A 21,461-nucleotide genomic window follows, 5' to 3' on the forward strand; every position below is an offset into this window, starting at 1 on the left:
TGGATCGCGGCGACGCTTGATCGATGACACCTCCCATCGGACCCGTCGACGCCACGAAGGTGCCGCGCTTCGCGGGCCCCGCCACGTTCGCCCGCCTGCCCCGCCTCGACGAGGTGACCCGCGCCGACGTCGCCGTCGTCGGCGTCCCGTTCGACTCCGGCGTGTCCTACCGGCCCGGCGCCCGGTTCGGCCCGGGGCACGTCCGCGCCTCCTCGAAGCTGCTGCGGCCCTACCACCCGCCGCTCGATGTCTCGCCGTTCGCCACCCAGCAGGTCGCCGACGCCGGGGACATCGCGGCCAACCCGTTCGACATCGCCGAGGCGATCGCCGCCATCGAACGCGGGGCCGACGAATTGCGCACCGGCGGAACGAAACTCGTCACCCTTGGCGGTGACCACACCATCGCGCTGCCGCTCCTGCGCTCCCTGCACCGCGAGCACGGACCCATCGCGGTGCTGCACTTCGACGCCCACCTCGACACCTGGGACACCTACTTCGGGGCGCCGTTCACCCACGGCACACCGTTCCGCCGGGCCAGCGAGGAAGGGCTGCTCGACCCGTCGCACTGCCTGCACGTGGGTATCCGCGGACCGCTGTACGCACCCACCGACCTGTCCGACGACCGCGTCCTCGGATTCCAGGTGATCGGATCCGACGATTTCCAGCTCGACGGCCTGGCCACGGTCATCGAGCGGATGCGCGCCCGCATCGGGGAGGCGCCGGTCTACGTGTCGGTGGACATCGACGTGCTCGACCCGGCACACGCCCCTGGCACCGGCACCCCGGAGGCCGGCGGGATGACCAGCCGCGAACTGCTGCACTGCCTGCGCAGCCTGGTCGGGGTCAACGTCGTCGGGGCCGACATCGTCGAGGTCGCCCCCGCCTACGATCACGCCGAGATCACCGGGATCGCGGCCGCACACGTCGCCTACGAGCTGATCTCGGTGCTGGGACGCAACCGGTGAACCACCGCAACGGCGGGGCCGCGGTGGTCGAATCGCTGGCCGCGCACGGCGTGGACACGGTGTTCGGGATCCCCGGCACCCACAACCTCGAGATCTACCGGCACCTGCAGGCGCAGGCGATCCGCGCCGTCACGCCCCGTCACGAACAGGGCGCCGGATACGCCGCCGAGGCGTACGCGCGGGTCAGCGGACGCCCCGGCGTGGTGGTGACCACCAGCGGACCCGGGCTCACCAACGTGATGACCGCGGCCGCGACGGCGTACGCGGAATCGCAGCCCATGCTCATCGTGTCGCCCGGGATGCCCACCGGCACCGAGGGGCGCGACCTCGGGCAGCTGCACGAGGCCAAGGACACCAGCGCCGCGATGGGCCACCTGGTGGCCTGGAGCAGGCGGGTGCGCAGCGCCGACGAGGCCGCCGAGGCGGTCACCGCGGCGTTCACCGGCTTCACCGGCGTGCGGCCGCGACCGGTCCACATCGAGATCCCCGTCGACGTGCTGACCGAGGGCTGGTCCGGGCAGCCGCGGCAGGCCGAGACGCGCCCCGCGCCGGCCACCGATGTCACCGGGGCCGCGAAAACGCTTGCCGCCGCGCAGAATCCGCTCATCATCGCCGGCGGTGGCGCCGTCGGCGCGCAGCGGGAGATCACCGCGCTGGCCGAGAAGCTGGGCGCCCCGGTCGCGACCACCGTCAACGGCAAAGGCGTGGTCGACGAGGGCCATCCGCTGTCGGCGGGCGCCTCGATCCGGCTGCGGGCACTGCAGAAGGCGGCCGCGGACAGCGACGCCCTGCTGGTGATCGGCAGCGAGCTGGGGGATTCGGACCTGTGGGAGGGGCAGATCCGCGGGCGCACCGTGATCCGCTGCGACATCGACGCCGCCCAGTTGGACAAGAACTGCCCCGCCGATCACCGGCTGCTCGGCGACGCCGCCGCCACCGTCGGCGCGCTGCACACCGCGGTGACAGCGAGCCGGCCCGACGGCACCGCCCGCGCCGCCGCACTGCGCACGGCGTGCCGGGACGAGGCGGCGCACGACGCCGGACCGTACACCGAGATCAACGCGGCCGTCCGCGCCGCGCTGCCCGCCGACGGGGTGCTCACCGGCGACAGCTCGCAGGTGACCTACTTCGGATCGGTGCACTTCTTCGACATGCCCGCACCGCGCCGGTTCTGCTACTCACCGGGTTACGCGACGCTGGGCTACGGCCTGCCCGCGGCGTTGGGCGCGGCACTGGGGCGGCCGGGACACCCGGTCGCGACGCTGCTCGGCGACGGCGCGCTGATGCTCTGCGTGCAGGAACTCATGACCCTGGTCGAACTCGGGATACCGGTGCCGGTCGTGGTCGTCGACAACGGCGGCTACCGCGAGATCCGCGACCAGGAGGCCGCCCGCGGCATCGACCCGATCGGAGTCGATCTGCGCACACCGGATTTCGCCGCCCTCGCGACGGCCATGGGCGCCCACGGCGTCCGCACCACCTCCACCGCCGACCTCACCGAGCTGGTCGCCCGCGCGTTCGGCGCCGACCGCCCCACCGTCATCGATTTCGACATCCGCTAGGAGCCACCACATGGACATCGCGATAGTCGTCGTATACCTCATCGGCATGATCGCCTTCGGCTTCTGGGGAAAGCGCCGCGCCACAACGCAATCGGACTTCCTGGTCGCCGGGCGGCGGCTCGGACCGCTGCTGTACTCGGGCACCATGGCCGCGATCGTGCTCGGCGGCGCGTCCACGATCGGCGGGGTCGGGCTCGGATACGAGTACGGAATCTCGGGGATGTGGCTGGTGATCGCCATCGGCCTCGGCATCCTCGCGTTGAGCCTGCTGTTCGCCGGGCGCATCCAGCGGCTGCGGGTCTACACCGTCAGCCAGATGCTCGAACTGCGTTACGGGCCAGGATCATCGGTGATCTCCGGGGTCGTCATGTGGGGGTACACGCTGATGCTGTCGGTGACCTCGACGATCGCGTACTCGACGATCTTCGGGGCGCTGTTCGACATCGGGAAGGTGCCGGCGATCCTGCTGGGCGGCGGCGTCGTGATCATCTACTCGACGCTGGGCGGCATGTGGTCGATCACGCTGACCGACTTCGTGCAGTTCCTCATCAAGACGATCGGCATCTTCTTCATCCTGCTGCCGGTCGCGCTGGTCAAGACCGGCGGGTGGGGCGGGCTGGCCGACAAGCTGCCCGCCGACGCCACGTCGTTCACCGCGATCGGCGGCGACACGATCCTCACCTACTTCGTCATCTACACCTTCGGTCTGCTCATCGGGCAGGACATCTGGCAGCGGGTGTTCACCGCGCGCAGCCCGGGGGTGGCGCGCTGGGCCGGCGCCGGGGCGGGCGTCTACTGCCTGCTCTACGCGGTGGCGGGGGCGGTGATCGGGATGGCGGCCAAGGTGCTGCTGCCTGCGCTGGAATCGCGTGACGACGCGTTCGCCGAATTCGTCGAGATGCAGTTGCCGCCGGTGCTGGCCGGCCTCGTGTTGGCCGCGGCGCTCGCGGCGGTGATGTCGACCTCCAGCGGTGCGCTGATCGCGACGGCGACGGTGTTCAGCCAGGACATCGTGGCCCGACTGCGGGGACACGACGTCGAATCCGGCAGCGAACACGACCACATCCGCAACAACCGGCTCTACGTGGCGGGCTTCGGGGTGGTCATGGTGGCGATCGCATGCGTGCTGCAGGACGTGGTCGCGGCGCTGACCGTCGCCTACGACATCCTCGTCGGCGGTCTGCTGGTGCCGATCCTCGGCGGGCTGGTGTGGCGGCGCGGCACCAACGTCGGCGCGGTGGCGGCGATGGCCGTCGGCACCCTGGCGACGCTGGTGACGATGTTCGTGGTCGGCGACATCTACGCCAACGAGCCGATCTACGTCGGGTTGGCGTCGGCTCTGGTGGTGTTCGTGGCGGGCAGCCTGTTCACGAAGCCGACCGATGCCGAGGTGCTCGCCGAATGGGACCGCCGCAGCCGAGGGGAGTCGCGCGAACTCGCCTACGAGTGATGGGGCGTGCGGGCGGGTACAGACGATCATGGATCCGAGCAGCGGGGCTGCCGCCGATCACCGGGAACCGTTCGAGCCGGCCGCCCACGAACCGCTACGGCACGGGGCTCGCCCACTGTTGCCGGGCGACGATCCCTTCTATCAGCCGCTCGCCGGCTACGAGGACACCGAACCCCGGCACCGTACCCCGTTCGCGCGACGTGCAATTGGCGTTCCTCGGGCTGATCCCGCAACGGTTCACCGCGACGCAGCTGCTGTACCGGACCACCGATCTGGCAGGCAACCCGTTGACCACGGTGACGACCGTGCTGGTCCCGGCCGCGCGCACCGAGGCGTGCCCGATCGTGTCGTATCAATGTGCCATCGACGCGGTGGCGGGCCGTTGCTTCCCGTCCTACGCGCTGCGCCGCCGTGCCAAGGCGCGGGCGCGCTGGCACAGTTCGAACTCCTGCTCATCGCCGCGGTGCTCGCCGAAGGATGGGCCGTGTGCGTGCCCGACCACGGCGGGCCCCACGGCGTTTTCGGGGCGCCGTTCGAACCGGGGCATTGTGTGCTCGACGGTCTGCGCGCCGCCCTCGACTTCGAACCGCTGCAACTGTCGCGGACAGCGCCGATCGGGCTGTGGGGCTACTCCGGCGGGGGACTGGCGACCGCGTGGGCCGCCGAGATGTACGACCGCTACGCCCCAGAGCTCAACGTCGTCGCCGCCCTACTGGGGTCACCGGTCGGCGACCTCGGCAACACCTACCACCGTCTCAACGGCAAGTTCCTCTCCGGACTGCCGGTGATGGTGGTCGCCGCACTGCGGCACAGCTATCCGGATTTCCGCGAGGCCATCGAACGCCACCTGACCGACGAGGGCAGGGCGACCCTCGACAGGCTGGCGAGAATGACCACGGCGCACGCGGTGATGCGGCTCGCCAAGAAGGACATGGCGACCATGCTGACCGCACCGCTCGACGAGATCCTCGAACTGCCGGAGGTCCAGCACGTCTTCGACAACATCCGGCTCGGCATCGCCGCGCCGACCATGCCGGTGCTGATCATCCAGGCCGTGCACGACCGCATCATCTCGGTCGGCGACATCGACCAGCTCGCGCAGACGTACGCCCGCGGCGGCACCGACGTCACCTATCACCGGGACCGGTTCTGCGAGCACATCCTCCTGCATCCACTGTCGGCGCCGATGTCGTTGCGGTGGCTGCGCGACCGGTTCGATGGCTTACCTGTCGACGAACGCCGTACCAGGACCACCTGGCCCACGTTGTTGAACCCGTCGACCTATCGGGGGATGGCCCGGCTCGCGGTGGTCAGCGGCAAGGTGCTCGCGGGTCGAGGTGTCGAACGCCGCCCGCTTTCCGAGCTGGATCGGTGACTGTGGTGCCCCTGGTGAGATTCGAACTCACACTGTACGGGTTTTGAATCCGTTTCCTCTGCCAGTTGGGATACAGGGGCGGTCGCCGGTGTGCGGTCTCCCACCATAGTGGATGGCCCCGAGGTCGCTGATCGCCCGGGTAACCGCCACAATGACATCCATGACCGGCACATCGACAGACGCGCCAACGCCGCGCCGCGTACTCATCGCCGAGGACGAGGCACTCATCCGGATGGATCTGGCAGAGATGCTGCGCGACGAGGGCTACGACATCGTCGGCGAGGCCGGTGACGGGCAGGAGGCGGTCGAACTCGCCGAGGCGCTCAAGCCCGACCTCATCATCATGGACGTGAAGATGCCGCGCCGGGACGGCATCGACGCCGCAGCGGAGATCGCGAGCAAACGTATCGCCCCCATCGTCATCCTCACCGCGTTCAGTCAACGCGAACTCGTCGAGAAGGCCCGCGACGCCGGGGCGATGGCCTATCTGGTCAAACCGTTCAACGTCAACGACCTGATCCCCGCCATCGAGGTGGCCGTCAGCCGCTTCAGCGAGATCCACGCGCTCGAGGCCGAGGTGGCTACGCTCTCCGACCGGCTCGAGACACGCAAACTCGTCGAACGGGCGAAGGGGCTGCTACAGGCCAACCACGGCATGACCGAGCCGGAGGCCTTCAAGTGGATCCAACGCGCCGCGATGGACCGCCGGACCACCATGAAACGGGTCGCCGAGGTCGTGCTGGAAACACTGGACACCCCCAAGAGCGAGCCGACCGCGGGCTAGGCGCGCCACGCCTTTTGCAACAACACGCGATATGGCCAGGTGTTGGCTATGTTCTACCGGAAGCGTCAGCGCCCTGAGGCCGTCCGGCCGCGGGAGTCGATGCCGATGACAACATCGACCAGGAGGTGAAACGTGCGCGGTCGCGTGGCACGGAACGCATTCGCTTTCGGAAGTGCGGGGCTGTTGGCGCTCGCGCTCGGCGCCTGCAGTCAGTCGACGCCCGAACAGGAAGCGGCGCAGACGGATCTGAAGATCGTCGAGCAGGTGCAGATCGACGAGAGCGGCGCGGAGGTGAAGGCCGCCGAGGGCGCCGCCCCCGCCGACCCCGCCGGTGACGGCAAGGCCACCTGCCCGCCGCTGTCCATCGCGATGGCCGGTGCGCTCAACGGCCCGGACGCCGCGTTGGGTATCAACATCAAGAACGGCATCCAACTCGCCGTCGACAAGCACAACGCCGCCAACCCCGGCTGCCAGGTGCAGCTCAAGACCTTCGACACCGAGGGCGACCCGCAGAAGGCCAGCGCGATCGCCCCGCAGATCGTCGACGACCAGTACACGATCGGCCTCGTCGGCCCCGCCTTCTCGGGTGAGACCAATGCGACGGGCGACGTGTTCAACCAGGCCGGCCTGGTCGCGGCCACCGCATCGGCCACCAACGTCACGCTGTCGGAGAAGGGCTGGCGGACGTTCTTCCGCGGTCTGGCCAACGACGGTGTGCAGGGCCCGTCGGTCGCGAACTACCTCAAGAACACGCTCGGCCACCAGAAGGTGTGCGTGATCGACGACAGCACCGACTACGGCCTTGGCCTCGCCCAGGCGGTCCGCGAGACCCTCGGGCCCGTCGCCGACCCGGGCTGCAACATCTCGGTCAAGAAGGGCGACAAGGACTTCTCGGCCGCCGTCACCCAGATCAAGGGTGTGAGCCCGCAGTCGGTGTTCTTCAGCGGCTACTACGCCGAGGCCGCACCGCTGGTGCAGCAGCTCAAGGACGGCGGCGTCGAGGCGACGTTCGTCAGCGCCGACGGCACCAAGGATCCCGAGTTCGTCAAGCAGGCGGGCGGGGCATCGAAGGACGCCCTGCTGTCGTGCCCGTGCGGCCCGGCGACCGGCGGCTTCGCCGAGGAGTACACCCAGAAGTTCGGCCAGGAGCCGGGCACCTACAGCACCGAGGGCTACGACCTGGGGACGATCCTGCTCAAGGGCATCGACTCCGGGGCGATCACACGCCAGGCGCTGCTGGACTACGTGCGCAACTACGACGGACAAGGCGTGGCGCGCAAGTACCAGTGGACGCCCGAAGGGGAACTCACGACCACGCTGATCTGGATGTACAAGGTCCAGTGATCGACTAGACGGAACGCGTCCGAGCCACCCGGTTCGGGCGCGTTCCGTTTCTCACCGCCACCCACCGTGCCGAGGAGTCCCCGCCACCGATGATCGCCGAGTGCGTCGACCAGTACGCCTGTCTGGCGGCGAATATCAGCTTCAACCTCGAGGGGCTGCGAAACGGCTTTTGGCAGTTGACGATCGACGGTCTGTCGTGGGGTGCGATCTACGCGCTGGTCGCGGTCGGCTACACGTTGGTCTTCGGTGTGCTGCGGCTGATCAACTTCGCGCACTCCGAGATCTTCATGCTCGGCATGTTCGGCGCGTACTTCTGCCTGGACTTCATCCTCGGCTTCACCCCGTCGGGCAACGCGTACAACAAGGGCGTCGCGCTGACGGTGCTCTATCTCGCGATCGCGATGCTGTTCGCGATGCTCGTATCGGGTTCGGCGGCAGTAGGACTGGAAGCGGTGGCCTACCGGCCGCTGCGCAAACGCGGCGCCAGACCGCTGACCTTCCTCATCACCGCGATCGGCATGTCGTTCGTGCTGCAGGAGTTCGTGCACTTCATCCTGCCGAAGATCATCAAGGGCTACGGCGGCAGCAACGCCCAGCAGCCGATCATCCTGGTACAGCCCAAGACCCAGTTCGAGGTGTTCGGCGCCTCGGTCTCCAACGTGACGCTGGTGATCATCGGCGCGGCACTGGTGTTCGCGCTGCTGACCGACATCGCCATCAACCGCACGAAGTTCGGCCGCGGCATCCGCGCCGTCGCCCAGGACCCCAACACCGCGACGCTGATGGGGGTGTCCCGCGAGCGAGTGATCATGCTGACGTTCATGATCGGCGGCCTGCTGGCCGGGGCCGCGGCGCTGCTCTACACGCTCAAGGTGCCGCAGGGCATCATCTACTCCGGCGGCTTCCTGCTCGGCATCAAGGCGTTCTCCGCGGCGGTGCTCGGTGGCATCGGGAACCTGCGCGGCGCCCTGCTCGGTGGCCTCATCCTCGGCATCATGGAGAACTACGGACAGGCGGTGTTCGGCACGCAGTGGCGTGACGTCGTGGCGTTCGTCCTGCTCGTCCTGGTCCTGCTGATCCGTCCCACCGGGATACTCGGTGAGAGCCTCGGGAAGGCACGGGTATGAGCAATCGTCTGACCAGGGCGCTCGAACTCCGGTTCCGGACGCTCGGGCGAACCCTCGAACCGCTGGTGGAGCGCACCCGGCCCGTCTGGGAGCCCATCGTCCGTGCCGTGCTCCTGGTGTGGCGGTGGATCACCCGCGCCTATCACCGGACCATGACGTGGTGGGACGGCCTGTCGCGGCTCCAGAAGTGGGTCGTCGGGATCGTGCTGTTCCTCGCGATCGGACTGCTGCCGATCTTCACGCCGTCCTGGCTCGACACGCCCGGCATCAGCTTCGGTGGCACCATGGCCCAGTTCGCGATGGTCGCGATCATCGCGATCGGCCTCAACGTCGTTGTCGGACAGGCCGGTCTGCTCGACCTCGGCTACGTCGGGTTCTACGCGGTCGGCGCGTACACCGTCGCGTTGCTGACCAGCCCGAGCAGCCCGTGGAACAAGGCGGGCGACGGCGGCTGGTTCGCCACGGACTGGGCGTGGCTGGCCTGCGTGCCGCTGGCGATGGCGGTGACGGCGCTGGCCGGGCTGATCCTCGGCACCCCGACGCTGCGACTGCGGGGCGACTACCTGGCCATCGTCACGCTCGGATTCGGCGAGATCATCCGCCTGCTCGCCGACAACCTCTCCGACGTCACCAACGGCCCGCGCGGGCTCAACGAGGTCGAGTATCCGCGGCTGGGGGAGAGCGAACGGCTGGCCGACGGCGTGTTCTCCAAGGGGAATTCGGGCGGTGACGCGAACTACGGCACCTGGTGGTTCTGGCTCGGGCTCGTGCTGATCGTCGGCATCCTGCTGTTGGTCGGCAACCTGGAACGCAGCCGGGTCGGCCGGGCGTGGATCGCGGTCCGCGAGGACGAGGACGCCGCGGAAGTGATGGGGGTCAACACCTTCCGCTTCAAACTGTGGGCGTTCGTGATCGGCGCCGCGATCGGCGGGCTGTCCGGGGCGCTGTACGCCGGCCAGGTGCAGTACGTGGCGCCGGTGACGTTCAACATCATCAACTCGATGCTGTTCCTGTGCGCGGTGGTGCTCGGCGGACAGGGCAACAAACTCGGTGTCATCTTCGGCGCGTTCATCATCGTGTACCTGCCCAACCGGCTGCTGGGCGTGCACTTCCTGGGCATCAACCTCGGTGATCTGAAGTACCTGTTCTTCGGGATGGCGCTGGTGGTGCTGATGATCTTCCGGCCGCAGGGGCTGTTCCCCGCGCGTGCCCAACTCCTGGCCTACGGCAAGGCCGCGCGGGACATGTTGCGGCGGGCGCCCGGTGAGAAGGAGGAGGTGACGCGATGAGCATCGAGGAGCTTTCCGGTGTGCACCGCGAGATCGAGGCCGCCGAGGGCGAGACGCTGCTGGCCACCCACGAGCTGACCGTGAAGTTCGGCGGGCTGACCGCACTGGACAAGGTGACCTTCGACATCCGGCGCGGTGAGATCCTCGGCCTGATCGGACCGAACGGCGCGGGCAAGACGACCTGCTTCAACGCCATCACCGGTGTCTACCGGCCGAGTTCGGGGTCGGTGACCTTCGACGGGAAACCCCTCGGCCGGATCAAACGCCACCAGATCACCCGCCGCGGTATCGCCAGGACGTTCCAGAACATCCGGCTTTTCGGGGAGATGACCGCACTCGAGAACGTCATGGTGGGAACCGATGCGCGGCACCGCACGTCGGTGCCGGGGGCGTTGATCCGCACGCCCCGGCACCGCCGCGAGGAGAAGTCGGCGATCGAGAGATCCGCTGCACTCCTCCATTTCGTCGGCATCGCCCACCGCGGTGAGGAGAAGGCCAAGAACCTGTCCTACGGCGATCAGCGACGCCTCGAGATCGCCCGCGCGCTGGCCACCGAGCCCAAGCTGCTGTGCCTCGACGAGCCCGCCGCCGGGTTCAACCCCGCCGAGAAGGCCGCGCTCATCGACCTGATCCGCAAGATCCGCGACGACGGCTACACGGTGCTGCTCATCGAACACGACATGCGGCTGGTGATGGGCGTGACCGACCGGATCGTGGTGCTGGAGTTCGGCCGCAAGATCGCCGACGGGCTGCCCGCCGAGATCCGCGAGGACCCGAAGGTCATCGCCGCCTACCTGGGAGTGCCTGATGACGAAATCGGTTGAGCAGCGCCGAGTTCTGCTCGAGGTGCGCGACGCCGTCGTGCACTACGGCCGGATCCGCGCCCTGCATGGTGTGTCGCTGAAGGTCCACGAGGGCGAACTGGTCACGCTGCTGGGCTCCAACGGTGCGGGTAAGACCACGATGATGCGCGCGATTTCGGGGTTGCGCCCGCTCACGTCGGGGTCGGTGTGGTTCGACGGACAGGACGTGTCACGGGTCAAGGCGCACCGGCGGGTGGCCGACGGGCTGATCCAGGCGCCCGAGGGTCGCGGCGTGTTCCCCGGGATGACGGTCACCGACAACCTCGAAATGGGTTGCTACGCACGGAGGTTCGACACCAAGGCGGAGCATCGCGAGCGGCTGGACTGGGTGTTCGAGACCTTCCCGCGGCTCGCCGAACGCCGTACCCAGGTTGGCGGCACCCTGTCCGGCGGCGAACAGCAGATGCTCGCGATCGGACGCGCGCTGATGGCCAGGCCCAAGGTGCTGCTGCTCGACGAACCCTCGATGGGCCTTGCGCCGATGGTGATCTCGCAGATCTTCAAGATCATCGCCGAGATCAACGCGCAGGGCACCACGGTGCTGCTGGTCGAGCAGAACGCCCAGCAGGCGCTGTCCCGCTCGGACCGTGCCTACATCCTCGAGACCGGGGAGATCACCCGCACGGGCGACGCACGGGAACTGTTGCACGACGACAGCATTCGCTCGGCCTACCTCGGCGTCGCGTAGACCTGAAGGTGCGCCGAAGCTAGCGCGCGACGATCACCGACGAGCCGTGGCCGAACAGCCCCTGGTTCGCGGTCACGCCCACCTTTGCGCCCTCCACCTGCCTGCCGGTGGCCTGACCCTTGAGCTGCCAACTCAGTTCGCAGACCTGGGCGATCGCCTGGGCGGGGATGGCCTCACCGAAGGACGCCAATCCGCCGGACGGGTTGACCGGGATCCGGCCGCCGATGCTCGTCGCGCCGCTGCGCAACAGCTGTTCGGCTTCACCCCTGGCGCACAGGCCCAAGTGCTCGTACCAGTCGAGTTCCAGCGCGGTAGACAGGTCGTAGACCTCGGCCAGGGACAGATCCTCCGGACCGATCCCGGCTTCGGCGTAGGCCGCGTCGAGGATCTGGTCCTTGAACACCCGCTCCGGTGCGGGCACCACGGCCGTCGAATCGGTGGCGATGTCGGGCAGTTCGGGAAGATGCTGCGGATACTGCGGGGTCTGCAGGCTCACTGCGCGCACCGACGGCACGCCCTCGACCGAGCCGAGGTGCTTCTCGGTGAACGCCTTGCTCGCCACGATGACCGCGGCCGCACCGTCGGATGTCGCGCAGATGTCCAGCAGCCGTAGGGGATCCGACACGACGGGGCTGGCCAGCACGTCCTCGACGGAGGCTTCCTTGCGGTAGCGCGCGTTGGGGTTGTCCAGGCCGTGGCGGGCGTTCTTGACCTTCACCTGCGCGAAGTCCTCGAGGGTCGCGCCGTAGAGGTCCATGCGGCGGCGGGCCAGCAGCGCGAAGTACACGGTGTTGGTCGCGCCGATCAGATGGAAGCGCTGCCAGTCGGGATCGTTCTTGCGTTCCCCGCCGACCGGGGCGAAGAAGCCCTTCGGCGTGGTGTCCGCGCCGATGACCAGCGCGACGTCGCAGAAGCCGGCCAGGATCTGCGCGCGGGCGCTCTGCAGCGCCTGCGAACCGCTCGCGCATGCGGCGTAACTCGACGTCACGGGTACGCCGTTCCAGCCGAGTTTCTGCGCGAACGTCGAGCCGGCGACGAAGCCGGGGTAGCCGTTGCGGATGGTGTCGGCGCCGGCGACCAGTTGGATCTGACGCCAGTCCAGGCCGGCTTCGGCCAGGGCGGCGCGGGCGGCGACGACACCGTATTCGGTGAAGTCGCGGCCCCACTTACCCCACGGGTGCATACCCGCACCGAGGATGTACACCGGCTCAGGCATCAGCGATCCTCCACGCGTGCACGATGCGTTCGGTCCCGTCGTCGTCGGTGTAGAGCGGCATCGTGGTCAGTTCCATCTCCATGCCGACCTTCAGATCGGCGGCCAACGTGCCCTCGACCACCTTGCCCAGCACGATCAGGCCCTCGTCGGCCAGTTCGACGGCGGCGACGGCGAACGGCTCGAACGGATCCGGGGACGGATACGGCGGCGGCGGGGCGTACCGGTTCTCGGTGTAGCTCCACAACGTCCCGCGCCGCGACAGCGGAACCTGCGCAAGGTCGTCGCCGTCGCAGGCGGGGTTGGGGCAGTTGTTGGCCCGCGGAGGAAAGACGTAGGTCCCGCACTGGTGGCACTTGCCGCCGATCAGATAGGCCCCACCGGACCCGTCCGTGGCGAACCAGCCGTCGATCGCCGGTTGCGTAGGAGGTGCTGACACGCGGTCAGCGTACCCAGAGGACGGGCAAAACTGAAACGTGTTCCAGTCAGCGGGCGGCGGCATCGAGCAGGATGCGCAGCAGATCGTCGGGGTTGTCGCGCATGAGGTTGTGCTTGCCATCGAGTTCGTGGCAGTGCCACGCGGGATCGTCGCGGACCCGCTCGTAGGACCGCAGCAGCGGGGACTCCCCGGGCCAGTCCAGGGCGTAGACGTAGTCGCGGCGCCGCACCCTGCTCAGGGCGCCGCCCAGTTCGATGGGCTGAAGCAGCGAGGCGAGCGGATGCGCCGAGGCGCGGTCGTCGAAGAACGGCAGCGGCGGGACGCCGTAGCCGGTGCGGTCGACACCGAGATACCACTGCCGCTCGTCGTCGTTGACCAGATCCCAACAGGATTCGCCGTCGCGGGGGACGAGCGCGTCCAGGTACACCAGCGCGTCGACACGGTCGGGCATCCGGTCGGCCACCGCGGTGATGACCATGCCGCCGTAGCTGTGCCCGACCAGGACGAGATCGTCGTCGGGGACGGCGGCGAGCGCCGCACACATGTCGGTGATGTGGGTGTCGAGGTTGACGCCGCCGTGGGCCAGGTGGGCACGTTCGGCGACGCCGGTGAGCGTGTAGGCCAGGGCGCGGTGGCCGCGGTCGCGCAACGCGTCGACGAGGTCGTCGAAGCACCACGCGCCGTGGCAGGCGCCGGGTACGAGGATGAAGGTGGACATGTCTCCACCGTGCAAGAGCATCCACTATAAGTCCAAGATGGATTTGTGAACCAAACTATTGTGATCAGTTATGGAACTGCGTCAGCTCGAGTACTTCGTCGCGGTCGCCGACGAGGCCAACTTCACCCGCGCCGCGCAGCGGGTGCACGTCGCTCAGCCCGCGGTGAGCGCCCAGATCGCCCGCCTCGAACGTGAACTCGGTCAACCGCTGCTCGACCGGACACGGCGGCAGGTACGACTCACCGCGGCGGGTACTGCACTGCTGCCGTACGCGAGGGTGGCGCTGGGCGCGGTCGCCGACGCGCGCGCCGCCGTCGACGACGTCGCGGGCCTGGTTCGCGGGTCGGTGGTGATCGGCACCGTCACCGCGCACGACGTCGACATGCCGCGCCTGTTGGCCGGATTCCATGCCGCCCACCCGGGCGTGGAGATCACCCTGACCACCGCGGAGTCCGATCGGTTGATCGAAGGGGTAAGGGCCGGGCACTTCGACGTCGTCATCGCCTCGGTGGGCGCCGACGAGGTGCCCGACGGACTCGCGATCGAGGTCACCACCGACGAGGCGGTCAGTGCGGCGGTGGGCCTCGACGATCCGTGGTCCGGCCGCCGGACGGTCACCGTCTCGGCGCTCGCCCAGCGCCCGCTGATCGCGCTGCCCTCGGGGACGGGGCTGCGCCGCCGACTCGAGGAGGCGTTCGCGGCCGCCGGGCTGGCCCCGCGGGTGGCGTTCGAGGCGAGCACGCCGCAGGAGTTGGCCGCGCTGGCCGCGCGCGGGCTCGGCGTCGCGATCGTCCCGCAGTCGCTGGCCCGCAACCGGCCCGATCTGCATGCCGTCCCGATCCGCCCGGCGCTGCGGGGCCGGCTCGTGCTGGCGTGGCGCGCGGACGGACCGGTCGGCCCGGCGGCGCGGGTGCTCATCGGCATGGCCCGCGAGCACGTGCGTGTCGGACGGGGTGCCTAGAGTTGAGCCCGTGAGCCCCGCAGCGACCAAGAACACGGCGAGCCAGAAGACAGCCGCCAAGGCGGATGACAAGCCGACATTGATGCTGCTGGACGGCAACTCGCTGGCCTACCGCGCCTTTTACGCGCTGCCCGCGGAGAACTTCAAGACCCAGGGCGGGCTGACCACCAACGCGGTCTACGGCTTCACCGCGATGCTGATCAACCTGCTGCGCGACGAACAGCCCAGCCACGTGGCGGCCGCGTTCGACGTCTCCCGGCAGACCTTCCGCATCGACAAGTACCCCGAGTACAAGGCAGGCCGGTCGAAGACGCCCGACGAGTTCCGCGGGCAGATCGACATCACCAAGGAGGTGCTGGCGGCACTCGGCATCGGGGTGCTGGCAGAACCCGGTTTCGAGGCCGACGACATCATCGCCACGCTGGCCACCCAGGCCGAGGCGGAGGGGTACCGGGTGCTCGTCGTCACCGGCGACCGCGATGCGCTGCAGCTCGTCAGCGACGACGTGACCGTGCTCTACCCCCGCAAGGGCGTCAGCGAGCTGACCCGGTTCACCCCCGAGGCGGTGCTCGAGAAGTACGGGCTCACCCCACAGCAGTATCCCGACTTCGCGGCCCTGCGCGGCGACCCCAGTGACAACCTGCCCGGCATCCCCGGCGTGGGGGAGAAGACGGCGACCAAGTGGATCGCCGAGTACGGGTCGCTGCAGGCGCTCGTGGACAACGTCGACAAGGTCAAGGGCAAGGTCGGCGACGCGCTGCGGGCCAACCTGTCGCACGTGGTGCTCAACCGGGAACTCACCGACCTGGTCAAGGACGTCCCGCTCCCGCACACCCCGGACACGCTGCGGGTGCAGCCCTGGAACCGCGACCAGATCCACCGCCTCTTCGACGACCTGGAGTTCCGGGTGCTGCGCGACCGGTTGTTCGAGACGCTGGCCGCCGTCGAACCCGAGGTGGAGCACGGGTTCGACGTGCGCGGCAAGGCGCTCGAGCGCGGTGAGCTCGCCGCCTGGCTGTCCGAACACAGCCTCGGCAACCGGTTCGGCATGGCCGTCGTCGGTACGCACCTGGCCTACGACGCCGACGCCACCGCGCTGGCCATCGTCGCCTCCGACGGCGACGGACGCTACATCGACACCGCGACGCTGGACCCCGACGACGAGGCCGCGCTGGCGTCCTGGCTGGCCGATCCGGGCCCGCCGAAGGCGTTGCACGAGGCGAAGCTCGCCATCCACGATCTGGCCGGGCGCGGGTGGACGCTGCGCGGAGTCACCTCCGACACCGCGCTGGCCGCCTACCTCGTGCGTCCCGGCCAGCGCAGCTTCAGCCTCGACGATCTGTCGCTGCGCTACCTGCGCCGCGAACTGCGCGCGGACAACCCTGCGCAACAACAACTCTCGCTGCTCGACGACAGCGAGGGCGGCGACGACCAGGCGATCCAAACCCTGATCCTGCGCGCGGTGGCGGTGCTCGACCTCGCCGACGCCCTCGACGAGGAACTCGCGCGGATCGACTCGTCGTCGCTGCTGGGCCGCATGGAGCTGCCGGTGCAGCGGGTGCTCGCCGACATGGAGCACATCGGCATCGCCGTCGACATCGACCAGCTGCGCGCGCTGCAGAGCGAGTTCGCCGACCTGATCCGCGACGCCGCCGAAGCCGCCTACGCGGTGATCGGCAAGCAGATCAACCTCGGGTCCCCGAAACAGCTGCAGGCGGTGCTGTTCGACGAACTCGAGATGCCCAAGACGAAGAAGACCAAGACCGGCTACACCACCGACGCCGACGCGCTGCAGTCCCTGTTCGACAAGACCGGTCACCCGTTCCTGCAGCATCTGCTCGCCCACCGCGACGCCACCCGACTCAAGGTCACCGTCGATGGGCTACTGAACTCCGTGGCCTCCGACGGGCGCATTCACACCACGTTCAACCAGACGATCGCCGCGACCGGCCGGCTGTCGTCGACCGAGCCGAACCTGCAGAACATCCCGATCCGCACCGAGGCGGGCCGGCGCATCCGCGACGCATTCGTGGTAGGCCAGGGTTATGCCGAGCTCATGACCGCCGACTACAGCCAGATCGAGATGCGCATCATGGCGCACCTGTCGCAGGACGCCGGGCTGATCGAGGCGTTCAACACCGGCGAGGACCTGCACTCGTTCGTCGCGTCGCGGGCGTTCGACGTCCCGATCGACGAAGTGACACCGGATCTGCGGCGTCGCGTCAAGGCGATGTCCTACGGCCTGGCGTACGGGTTGAGCGCCTACGGGCTCGCCGCGCAGCTCAAGATCTCGACCGAAGAGGCCAAGGTCCAGATGGACCAGTACTTCGCACGGTTCGGCGGCATCCGCGACTACCTCCGCGACGTCGTCGACCAGGCCCGTAAGGATGGCTACACCTCGACGGTGTTCGGCCGTCGGCGCTATCTGCCCGAACTCGACAGCAGCAACCGCAACGTGCGCGAAGCCGCCGAGCGGGCCGCGCTCAACGCCCCGATCCAGGGCAGCGCCGCCGACATCATCAAGGTCGCGATGATCGACGTCGACCAGGCGATCAAGGACGCCGGGCTGAAGTCGCGGATGCTGCTGCAGGTGCACGACGAGCTGCTGTTCGAGGTCGCCGAGGGGGAGCGGGACACGCTCGAGGCGCTGGTGCGCGACAAGATGGGCAGTGCCTACCCGCTCGACGTGCCGCTGGAGGTCAGCGTCGGATACGGCCGCAGCTGGGACGCGGCGGCGCACTGAGGTGACGGAGCACCCCTTCGACGCCGCGGTCGCGCTCGAACCGGTGTTGCACGCCGGTCACTGGCGCGGGCACACCCACCCGGATTGGGCCAACATGGTCGGACCGTTCGGCGGGATGACCGCCGCGGTCCTGCTGCACGCCGTCGAGAAACACCCCGACCGCATCGGTGAACCGGTCGCGCTGACCGTCAACTACGCGGCACCCGTGGCCGACGGCGCCTTCGACGTCGTGGCCACCTGCATCCGGACCAACCGCACCAACCAGCACTGGGTCGTCGAGCTCCGGCAGGACGGGGCGGTGAAGACGAACGCCACCGCCGTCTTCGGCACCCGCCGCGACACGTGGTCGGACACCGAAGCCACCATGCCGGAGGTGCCCGCGCCCGATCGTGTCGCCGAATCCGGGCTGCCCGACATCATCGTGTGGGCAGGCAACTACGAGACGCGGTATGTCGAAGGCGGCGTGCCCGGCGAAGGCGCGGGTCCGGCGCCGTCGTCGGCGACGACGCTGTGGGCGCGCGACCGCCGGGGTCGCGGACTCGACTTCCCGGCGCTCACGGCGATGAGCGACATCTTCTATCCGCGGGTGTTCCTGCGGCGGGGTGCGATCTCACCGGCCGGCACCATCTCGATGACCATCTACTTCCACGCCGACTCCGCAGCGCTCGGCGCCGTCGGCGACGACTACGTGCTCGCCCGCACCCGCGGCAACCGGTTCTCCCGCGGCTACTTCGACCAGTCCGCCGAATTGTGGAGCCGCGCAGGCGAACTGCTCGTCACCACCCACCAGGTGGTCTACTTCAAGGCCTGACCCGCGCGCGCGGCGTACAGCGCGTAGGTCTCCTCGTGCAGCAGGCCCACGACGCGGGCGTCGCCGAACCCGCGGTCGATGCGGTCGCGGACGAACGCCAGCTCGACCACCTGGTTGGCGAACCTCGCCACCGACCGGGCGGCCGGTGCACCGCCGACCCGCCGCGCCTCTGCGATCGCGCGTTTGCGGGTCGCCAGCGATCCGAGCCAACTCGCCTCGGCGGGCGTCAGCAGGCCGGCGGCCACCATGCCCGGCAGTTTGGCCGCCACGATCTGCTGCTCGCGACGGCGACTGCGGACCGCGAGCACGATCGCGAGCCCGAAGATCGGCATCATCCAGAACACGTACAGGCCGAAGTACGCCCCGGCGCCGAACATCGAGGAGCCGTTCCACATCGCGTGCAGCAGCACCGCGCCGGCGTAACCGAGCAGCAGGAAGCCGATGCGGGCGGCGGTGTCGCGCCGGTTCAGCGCGTACCAGACGCCGATCGCGAACGCCGTCGTGAACAGCGAATGCGCGAACGGCGCCATGATGAGCCGCAGGGCCGCGGTGAGCAGCGAGTCGGCCAGCGATTCGCCGTTGGCGATGTAGAGGATGTCCTCGAGCCAGGCGAAACCGGCGCCGACCAACCCCGCGTAGACCAGGCAGTCGGTCAGCGAGTTCATCTCGCGGCGGCGGGCGCCGGTCATCATCACCAGCAGGAAGAGCCCCTTGGCCGCTTCCTCGGTCAACGGGGCGCCCAGTGCCAGCGTCACCGGGCTGGTGCCGGTGTCGCCGACGGCGGGATGGATCCACGCCTCCAGGACCAGTTGCAGCACCGCCGAGACGACGACGGCCACCGAGGTGCCCCAGACGAACGCGAACACCAACAGCCGCGGCGGCTCGGGTTCCCAGCGGTCCAGCCACAGATAGGCCAGCACGACGACGGTCATCGCGACGCTGGACAACACGAACCCGACGGCGGTGCCGACCGGGTTCACCGCCGTCAACAGGATGACCAGCAGACCGGTGAGCGTGCCGAGGGCGATCAACACGCCCAGAGGTGCGCCGACGTCACGCACCCGTCGGGTCCAGGGGGCGCCGGGGTGAGACACCCGAGCAGGGTAGCCGGAATACGTCGTGGCGCAGCACGGTTGACGCAATACGAGACGGTATCGTCTCGTAATTAGGAGGAGATCCCGATGACCGACCGCGACCGCCGCCGGCGCGCTCACCAGACCATCGACCGGCTCACGAAGGCGCTACTGGCCCACGACATGTCCGCATTCGCCGACCAGTGGGCGCCCGACGGCACCATGAGCTTCCCGTTCGCGCCGCCCGGGTGGCCGGCGCCCGTCGGCCGCGAGGCCGTGCGGGCCTATCTCGCCGACTACACCGACACCGTCGACGTCCGCGCCGTCACTCGGATGACGCGGCACGACACCACCGACCCCGACACGGTCATCCTCGAATGGGCCGTCACCGGGGTCGCCGTCAAGACGGGCCTGCCATACGACATCGCGTACGTCGCCGTGATCACCGTCGGCCCCGACGGGATCGTCGCCTACCGCGACTACTGGAATCCGCTCGCGGCCGCCGCCGCACTCGGCGGCGTCGATGAGATGCGAGCCGCGTTCGACGCGCAGGTCCGGCGATGAGCGGCGCGGTTCTCGTCCTCGGCGCCACCGGCAACACGGGCAGCGCGGTGATCGACGCGCTGGGGCGTTCACCGGAGGTCCGCGCCGCGAGCAGGCACGGCCACCACCGCTTCGACTGGGCCGATCGCACGACCTGGGACGACGCCCTCGACGGAGCGGATCGGATGTACCTGGTCGCGCCGGTCGGCGATCCGGATCCGATGACCGCGGTCGGCCCGTTCCTCGAGCGGGCCGTCGCCGCGGGCGTGCGGCGGGTGGTGGCGTTGAGTTCGTCGGCGGTCGCATTCGGCGATCCGGGCCTGGGGGAGGTGGCCGCCGCCGTGCGCGACGCATTCGGTGAGTGGGAGATCCTGCGCCCGTCCTGGTTCATGCAGAACTTCACCGGTCGGCACCCGATCGCCGACAGCATCCGCCGCAACGGCGAATTCGTCACGGCCGCCGGGCGCGGTCGACTGGCGTTCATCGACGCCCGTGACATCGGACGCACCGCGGCGCACCTGCTCACCGCGGCAGAAGCGCGGTGCGAGGAACACCTGCTGACGGGGCCGGAGGCGCTCACGTACGACGACGCCGCCGCCATCGTCGCGGCGGCGACCGGCCGGGCGGTCCGCCACCGTGCCGTCGATCACGACCGCCTCGTCGCCGTCCTCGTCGCCGCCGGATACGACGCCGCCTTCGCCACGGTGCTCGCCGCGCTCGACGCGCTGGTCCGCGAGGGCGGCCAGGCCGTCGTCGCCGACACCGTCGAGCGGCTCACCGGAACACCCCCGCGCCGCTTCGCCGACTACCTGCGCGCGGTGCAGCCGGTATGAACGCCGGACGGCCCCGCGACGCGCGGGTCACCGAGTCGATCCTCGTGGCGGTGCTCGACGAACTCGCCGACAAGGGATTCGGCGGGTTGACGATGGACGCCGTCGCCCGCCGCGCCGGCGTCGGCAAGAGTGCGCTGTACCGGCGGTGGCCCTCCAAGGTCGAGATGACCGCCGATCTGATGCGGACGCTGAGCGTCCCCACCGAGCCCGCACCGGACACCGGGTCGCTCCCCGGTGACGTGCGGGCCCTGCTCGACGACGTCGTCGGCTGGTTGACCGACGACCGGGTCCGCCGCGTCTACCCGGACCTGCTCGCCGAGGCCCAGCGCACCCCGACGCTCGCCGACGCCCTGATGACCTACGTCGGCCGGCCCCGGCGGGCCCGTGGGTTCGCCGTCCTCGAGCGCGCCGCAGATCGCGGAGAATTGGCCGTCGACGCTGATCAGGACGTTATCGTGGACGCGATGGGGGCGCTGGTGTTCTGGCGGCTGATCGCGCTGGGGCAGCCGGTGACCGCCGCGCACCTGGACCGGGTGACCACCGCGATCTGTGCGATGGCACGCGGTGCCGCACCGCGCGGCTGACCGGGTTTGTCCTGCGTGGACCGAGTCGAGTAGCCTGAACGAGTACCTGTGTGCGCGATCTCAGGTCACGAACCAATCACCTGTACCTACGAGAAA

The 21,461-nt window shown here is 69.3% G+C and carries 19 protein-coding genes, 1 tRNA gene and 1 pseudogene; 16 read left to right on the forward strand and 5 right to left on the reverse strand.

Annotated features, from left to right (window positions below; genetic code table 11):
* The first annotated feature begins 23 nt into the window (after positions 1-23).
* The 4 genes and pseudogenes from speB to AU194_RS01525 all read left to right on the forward strand — a co-directional run bounded on the left by speB (position 24) and on the right by AU194_RS01525 (position 5,352).
* Positions 24-965, forward strand: a complete 942-nt coding sequence (speB, locus tag AU194_RS01510; protein WP_059087429.1) for an agmatinase — start codon at positions 24-26, stop codon at positions 963-965.
* A complete protein-coding gene (locus AU194_RS01515; RefSeq protein WP_059087430.1) occupies positions 962-2,527 on the forward strand; it encodes a thiamine pyrophosphate-binding protein in 1,566 nt (521 codons plus the stop codon). Before speB ends, AU194_RS01515 begins: the two co-directional genes overlap by 4 nt.
* 10 nt (positions 2,528-2,537) lie before the next feature.
* Positions 2,538-3,977 carry a sodium:solute symporter gene (locus tag AU194_RS01520; RefSeq protein ID WP_059087431.1) on the forward strand — a complete coding sequence of 480 codons (1,440 nt, stop codon included), beginning with the start codon at positions 2,538-2,540 and terminating at the stop codon, positions 3,975-3,977.
* Between the two features lie 28 nt (positions 3,978-4,005).
* Positions 4,006-5,352 (forward strand): annotated as a pseudogene (locus tag AU194_RS01525) (lipase family protein).
* 3 nt (positions 5,353-5,355) lie between these two features.
* On the opposite strand, the gene AU194_RS01530 reads toward AU194_RS01525, so the two are convergent.
* Positions 5,356-5,432, reverse strand: a tRNA-Leu gene (locus AU194_RS01530).
* An 80-nt stretch (positions 5,433-5,512) separates the two neighbouring features.
* On the opposite strand from AU194_RS01530, the gene AU194_RS01535 reads away from it, so the two are divergent.
* From AU194_RS01535 to AU194_RS01560, 6 genes are all read left to right on the forward strand, one after another.
* Positions 5,513-6,136 (forward strand): ANTAR domain-containing response regulator, encoded by a 624-nt coding sequence (locus AU194_RS01535; protein WP_157575845.1) that lies wholly within the window; start codon positions 5,513-5,515, stop codon positions 6,134-6,136.
* Positions 6,137-6,268: 132 nt separating this feature from the next.
* Positions 6,269-7,480 (forward strand): branched-chain amino acid ABC transporter substrate-binding protein, encoded by a 1,212-nt coding sequence (locus tag AU194_RS01540; RefSeq protein WP_059087433.1) that lies wholly within the window; start codon positions 6,269-6,271, stop codon positions 7,478-7,480.
* Between the two features lie 89 nt (positions 7,481-7,569).
* The gene (locus AU194_RS01545; RefSeq protein ID WP_059087434.1) at positions 7,570-8,607 is read left to right on the forward strand and encodes a branched-chain amino acid ABC transporter permease; all 1,038 of its coding nucleotides are present in this window, start codon (positions 7,570-7,572) and stop codon (positions 8,605-8,607) included.
* A gap of 152 nt (positions 8,608-8,759) precedes the next feature.
* Positions 8,760-9,896, forward strand: coding sequence for a branched-chain amino acid ABC transporter permease (locus tag AU194_RS01550; RefSeq protein ID WP_157575852.1), 1,137 nt, complete (start codon positions 8,760-8,762; stop codon positions 9,894-9,896).
* On the forward strand, positions 9,893-10,720 hold the full coding sequence (locus AU194_RS01555) for an ABC transporter ATP-binding protein (RefSeq protein WP_059087435.1): 828 nt from the start codon (positions 9,893-9,895) through the stop codon (positions 10,718-10,720). Before AU194_RS01550 ends, AU194_RS01555 begins: the two co-directional genes overlap by 4 nt.
* Positions 10,704-11,447 (forward strand): ABC transporter ATP-binding protein, encoded by a 744-nt coding sequence (locus AU194_RS01560; RefSeq protein WP_059087436.1) that lies wholly within the window; start codon positions 10,704-10,706, stop codon positions 11,445-11,447. The genes AU194_RS01555 and AU194_RS01560 overlap by 17 nt, the downstream gene beginning before the upstream one ends.
* Positions 11,448-11,466: 19 nt before the next feature.
* Here the strand turns inward: AU194_RS01560 and AU194_RS01565 are convergent, their stop codons facing one another.
* From AU194_RS01565 to AU194_RS01575, 3 genes are read right to left on the reverse strand one after another with little or no spacing between them, the layout of a single operon-like run.
* On the reverse strand, positions 11,467-12,663 hold the full coding sequence (locus AU194_RS01565; protein WP_197417478.1) for a lipid-transfer protein: 1,197 nt from the start codon (positions 12,661-12,663) through the stop codon (positions 11,467-11,469).
* A complete protein-coding gene (locus AU194_RS01570) occupies positions 12,656-13,099 on the reverse strand; it encodes a Zn-ribbon domain-containing OB-fold protein (RefSeq protein ID WP_059087438.1) in 444 nt (147 codons plus the stop codon). Before AU194_RS01570 ends, AU194_RS01565 begins: the two co-directional genes overlap by 8 nt.
* 46 nt (positions 13,100-13,145) lie before the next feature.
* Positions 13,146-13,817 carry an alpha/beta fold hydrolase gene (locus tag AU194_RS01575; RefSeq protein WP_059087528.1) on the reverse strand — a complete coding sequence of 224 codons (672 nt, stop codon included), beginning with the start codon at positions 13,815-13,817 and terminating at the stop codon, positions 13,146-13,148.
* A 70-nt stretch (positions 13,818-13,887) separates the two neighbouring features.
* Between AU194_RS01575 and AU194_RS01580 the strand changes: the two genes are divergently transcribed.
* From AU194_RS01580 to AU194_RS01590, 3 genes are all read left to right on the forward strand, one after another.
* A complete protein-coding gene (locus tag AU194_RS01580) occupies positions 13,888-14,778 on the forward strand; it encodes a LysR family transcriptional regulator (protein WP_059087439.1) in 891 nt (296 codons plus the stop codon).
* Positions 14,779-14,860: 82 nt separating this feature from the next.
* Complete coding sequence (gene polA / locus AU194_RS01585) at positions 14,861-17,521, forward strand: DNA polymerase I (RefSeq protein ID WP_197417485.1); 2,661 nt, start codon at positions 14,861-14,863, stop codon at positions 17,519-17,521.
* A 1-nt stretch (position 17,522) separates the two neighbouring features.
* Positions 17,523-18,332 (forward strand): acyl-CoA thioesterase II, encoded by an 810-nt coding sequence (locus AU194_RS01590; RefSeq protein WP_059087441.1) that lies wholly within the window; start codon positions 17,523-17,525, stop codon positions 18,330-18,332.
* Here the strand turns inward: AU194_RS01590 and AU194_RS01595 are convergent.
* Entirely contained in the window at positions 18,317-19,474 is a 1,158-nt protein-coding gene (locus AU194_RS01595) for a PrsW family intramembrane metalloprotease (protein WP_059087442.1), read from the reverse strand. The two genes, AU194_RS01590 and AU194_RS01595, sit on opposite strands and share 16 nt — an antisense overlap.
* Positions 19,475-19,513: 39 nt before the next feature.
* Here AU194_RS01595 and AU194_RS01600 point away from each other — a divergent pair, with 39 nt between their 5' ends.
* The 3 genes from AU194_RS01600 to AU194_RS01610 are packed head-to-tail and all read left to right on the forward strand — an operon-like array spanning position 19,514 to position 21,365.
* Positions 19,514-19,969 carry a nuclear transport factor 2 family protein gene (locus AU194_RS01600; RefSeq protein ID WP_059087443.1) on the forward strand — a complete coding sequence of 152 codons (456 nt, stop codon included), beginning with the start codon at positions 19,514-19,516 and terminating at the stop codon, positions 19,967-19,969.
* Positions 19,966-20,781, forward strand: coding sequence for an NAD(P)-dependent oxidoreductase (locus AU194_RS01605; RefSeq protein ID WP_059087444.1), 816 nt, complete (start codon positions 19,966-19,968; stop codon positions 20,779-20,781). The genes AU194_RS01600 and AU194_RS01605 overlap by 4 nt, the downstream gene beginning before the upstream one ends.
* On the forward strand, positions 20,778-21,365 hold the full coding sequence (locus AU194_RS01610; RefSeq protein ID WP_059087445.1) for a TetR/AcrR family transcriptional regulator: 588 nt from the start codon (positions 20,778-20,780) through the stop codon (positions 21,363-21,365). The genes AU194_RS01605 and AU194_RS01610 overlap by 4 nt, the downstream gene beginning before the upstream one ends.
* Positions 21,366-21,461 lie beyond the last annotated feature (96 nt).

The organism is Mycobacterium sp. GA-2829, assembly GCF_001499965.1.
In the GTDB taxonomy this organism is placed as follows: Bacteria; Actinomycetota; Actinomycetes; order Mycobacteriales; family Mycobacteriaceae; genus Mycobacterium.

Excerpts from the sequence above, each read along its gene's own strand:
- AU194_RS01575 (WP_059087528.1), bottom strand. The coding sequence starts at position 13,817 with ATGTCCACCTTCATCCTCGTACCCGGCGCCTGCCACGGCGCGTGGTGC.
- AU194_RS01560 (WP_059087436.1), top strand. The coding sequence starts at position 10,704 with ATGACGAAATCGGTTGAGCAGCGCCGAGTTCTGCTCGAGGTGCGCGAC.
- AU194_RS01555 (WP_059087435.1), top strand. The coding sequence starts at position 9,893 with ATGAGCATCGAGGAGCTTTCCGGTGTGCACCGCGAGATCGAGGCCGCC.
- AU194_RS01545 (WP_059087434.1), top strand. The coding sequence starts at position 7,570 with ATGATCGCCGAGTGCGTCGACCAGTACGCCTGTCTGGCGGCGAATATC.
- polA (WP_197417485.1), top strand. The coding sequence starts at position 14,861 with ATGCTGCTGGACGGCAACTCGCTGGCCTACCGCGCCTTTTACGCGCTG.
- AU194_RS01580 (WP_059087439.1), top strand. The coding sequence starts at position 13,888 with ATGGAACTGCGTCAGCTCGAGTACTTCGTCGCGGTCGCCGACGAGGCC.
- AU194_RS01550 (WP_157575852.1), top strand. The coding sequence starts at position 8,760 with ATGACGTGGTGGGACGGCCTGTCGCGGCTCCAGAAGTGGGTCGTCGGG.
- speB (WP_059087429.1), top strand. The coding sequence starts at position 24 with ATGACACCTCCCATCGGACCCGTCGACGCCACGAAGGTGCCGCGCTTC.
- AU194_RS01520 (WP_059087431.1), top strand. The coding sequence starts at position 2,538 with ATGGACATCGCGATAGTCGTCGTATACCTCATCGGCATGATCGCCTTC.
- AU194_RS01605 (WP_059087444.1), top strand. The coding sequence starts at position 19,966 with ATGAGCGGCGCGGTTCTCGTCCTCGGCGCCACCGGCAACACGGGCAGC.
- AU194_RS01610 (WP_059087445.1), top strand. The coding sequence starts at position 20,778 with ATGAACGCCGGACGGCCCCGCGACGCGCGGGTCACCGAGTCGATCCTC.
- AU194_RS01535 (WP_157575845.1), top strand. The coding sequence starts at position 5,513 with ATGACCGGCACATCGACAGACGCGCCAACGCCGCGCCGCGTACTCATC.
- AU194_RS01600 (WP_059087443.1), top strand. The coding sequence starts at position 19,514 with ATGACCGACCGCGACCGCCGCCGGCGCGCTCACCAGACCATCGACCGG.
- AU194_RS01565 (WP_197417478.1), bottom strand. The coding sequence starts at position 12,663 with ATGCCTGAGCCGGTGTACATCCTCGGTGCGGGTATGCACCCGTGGGGT.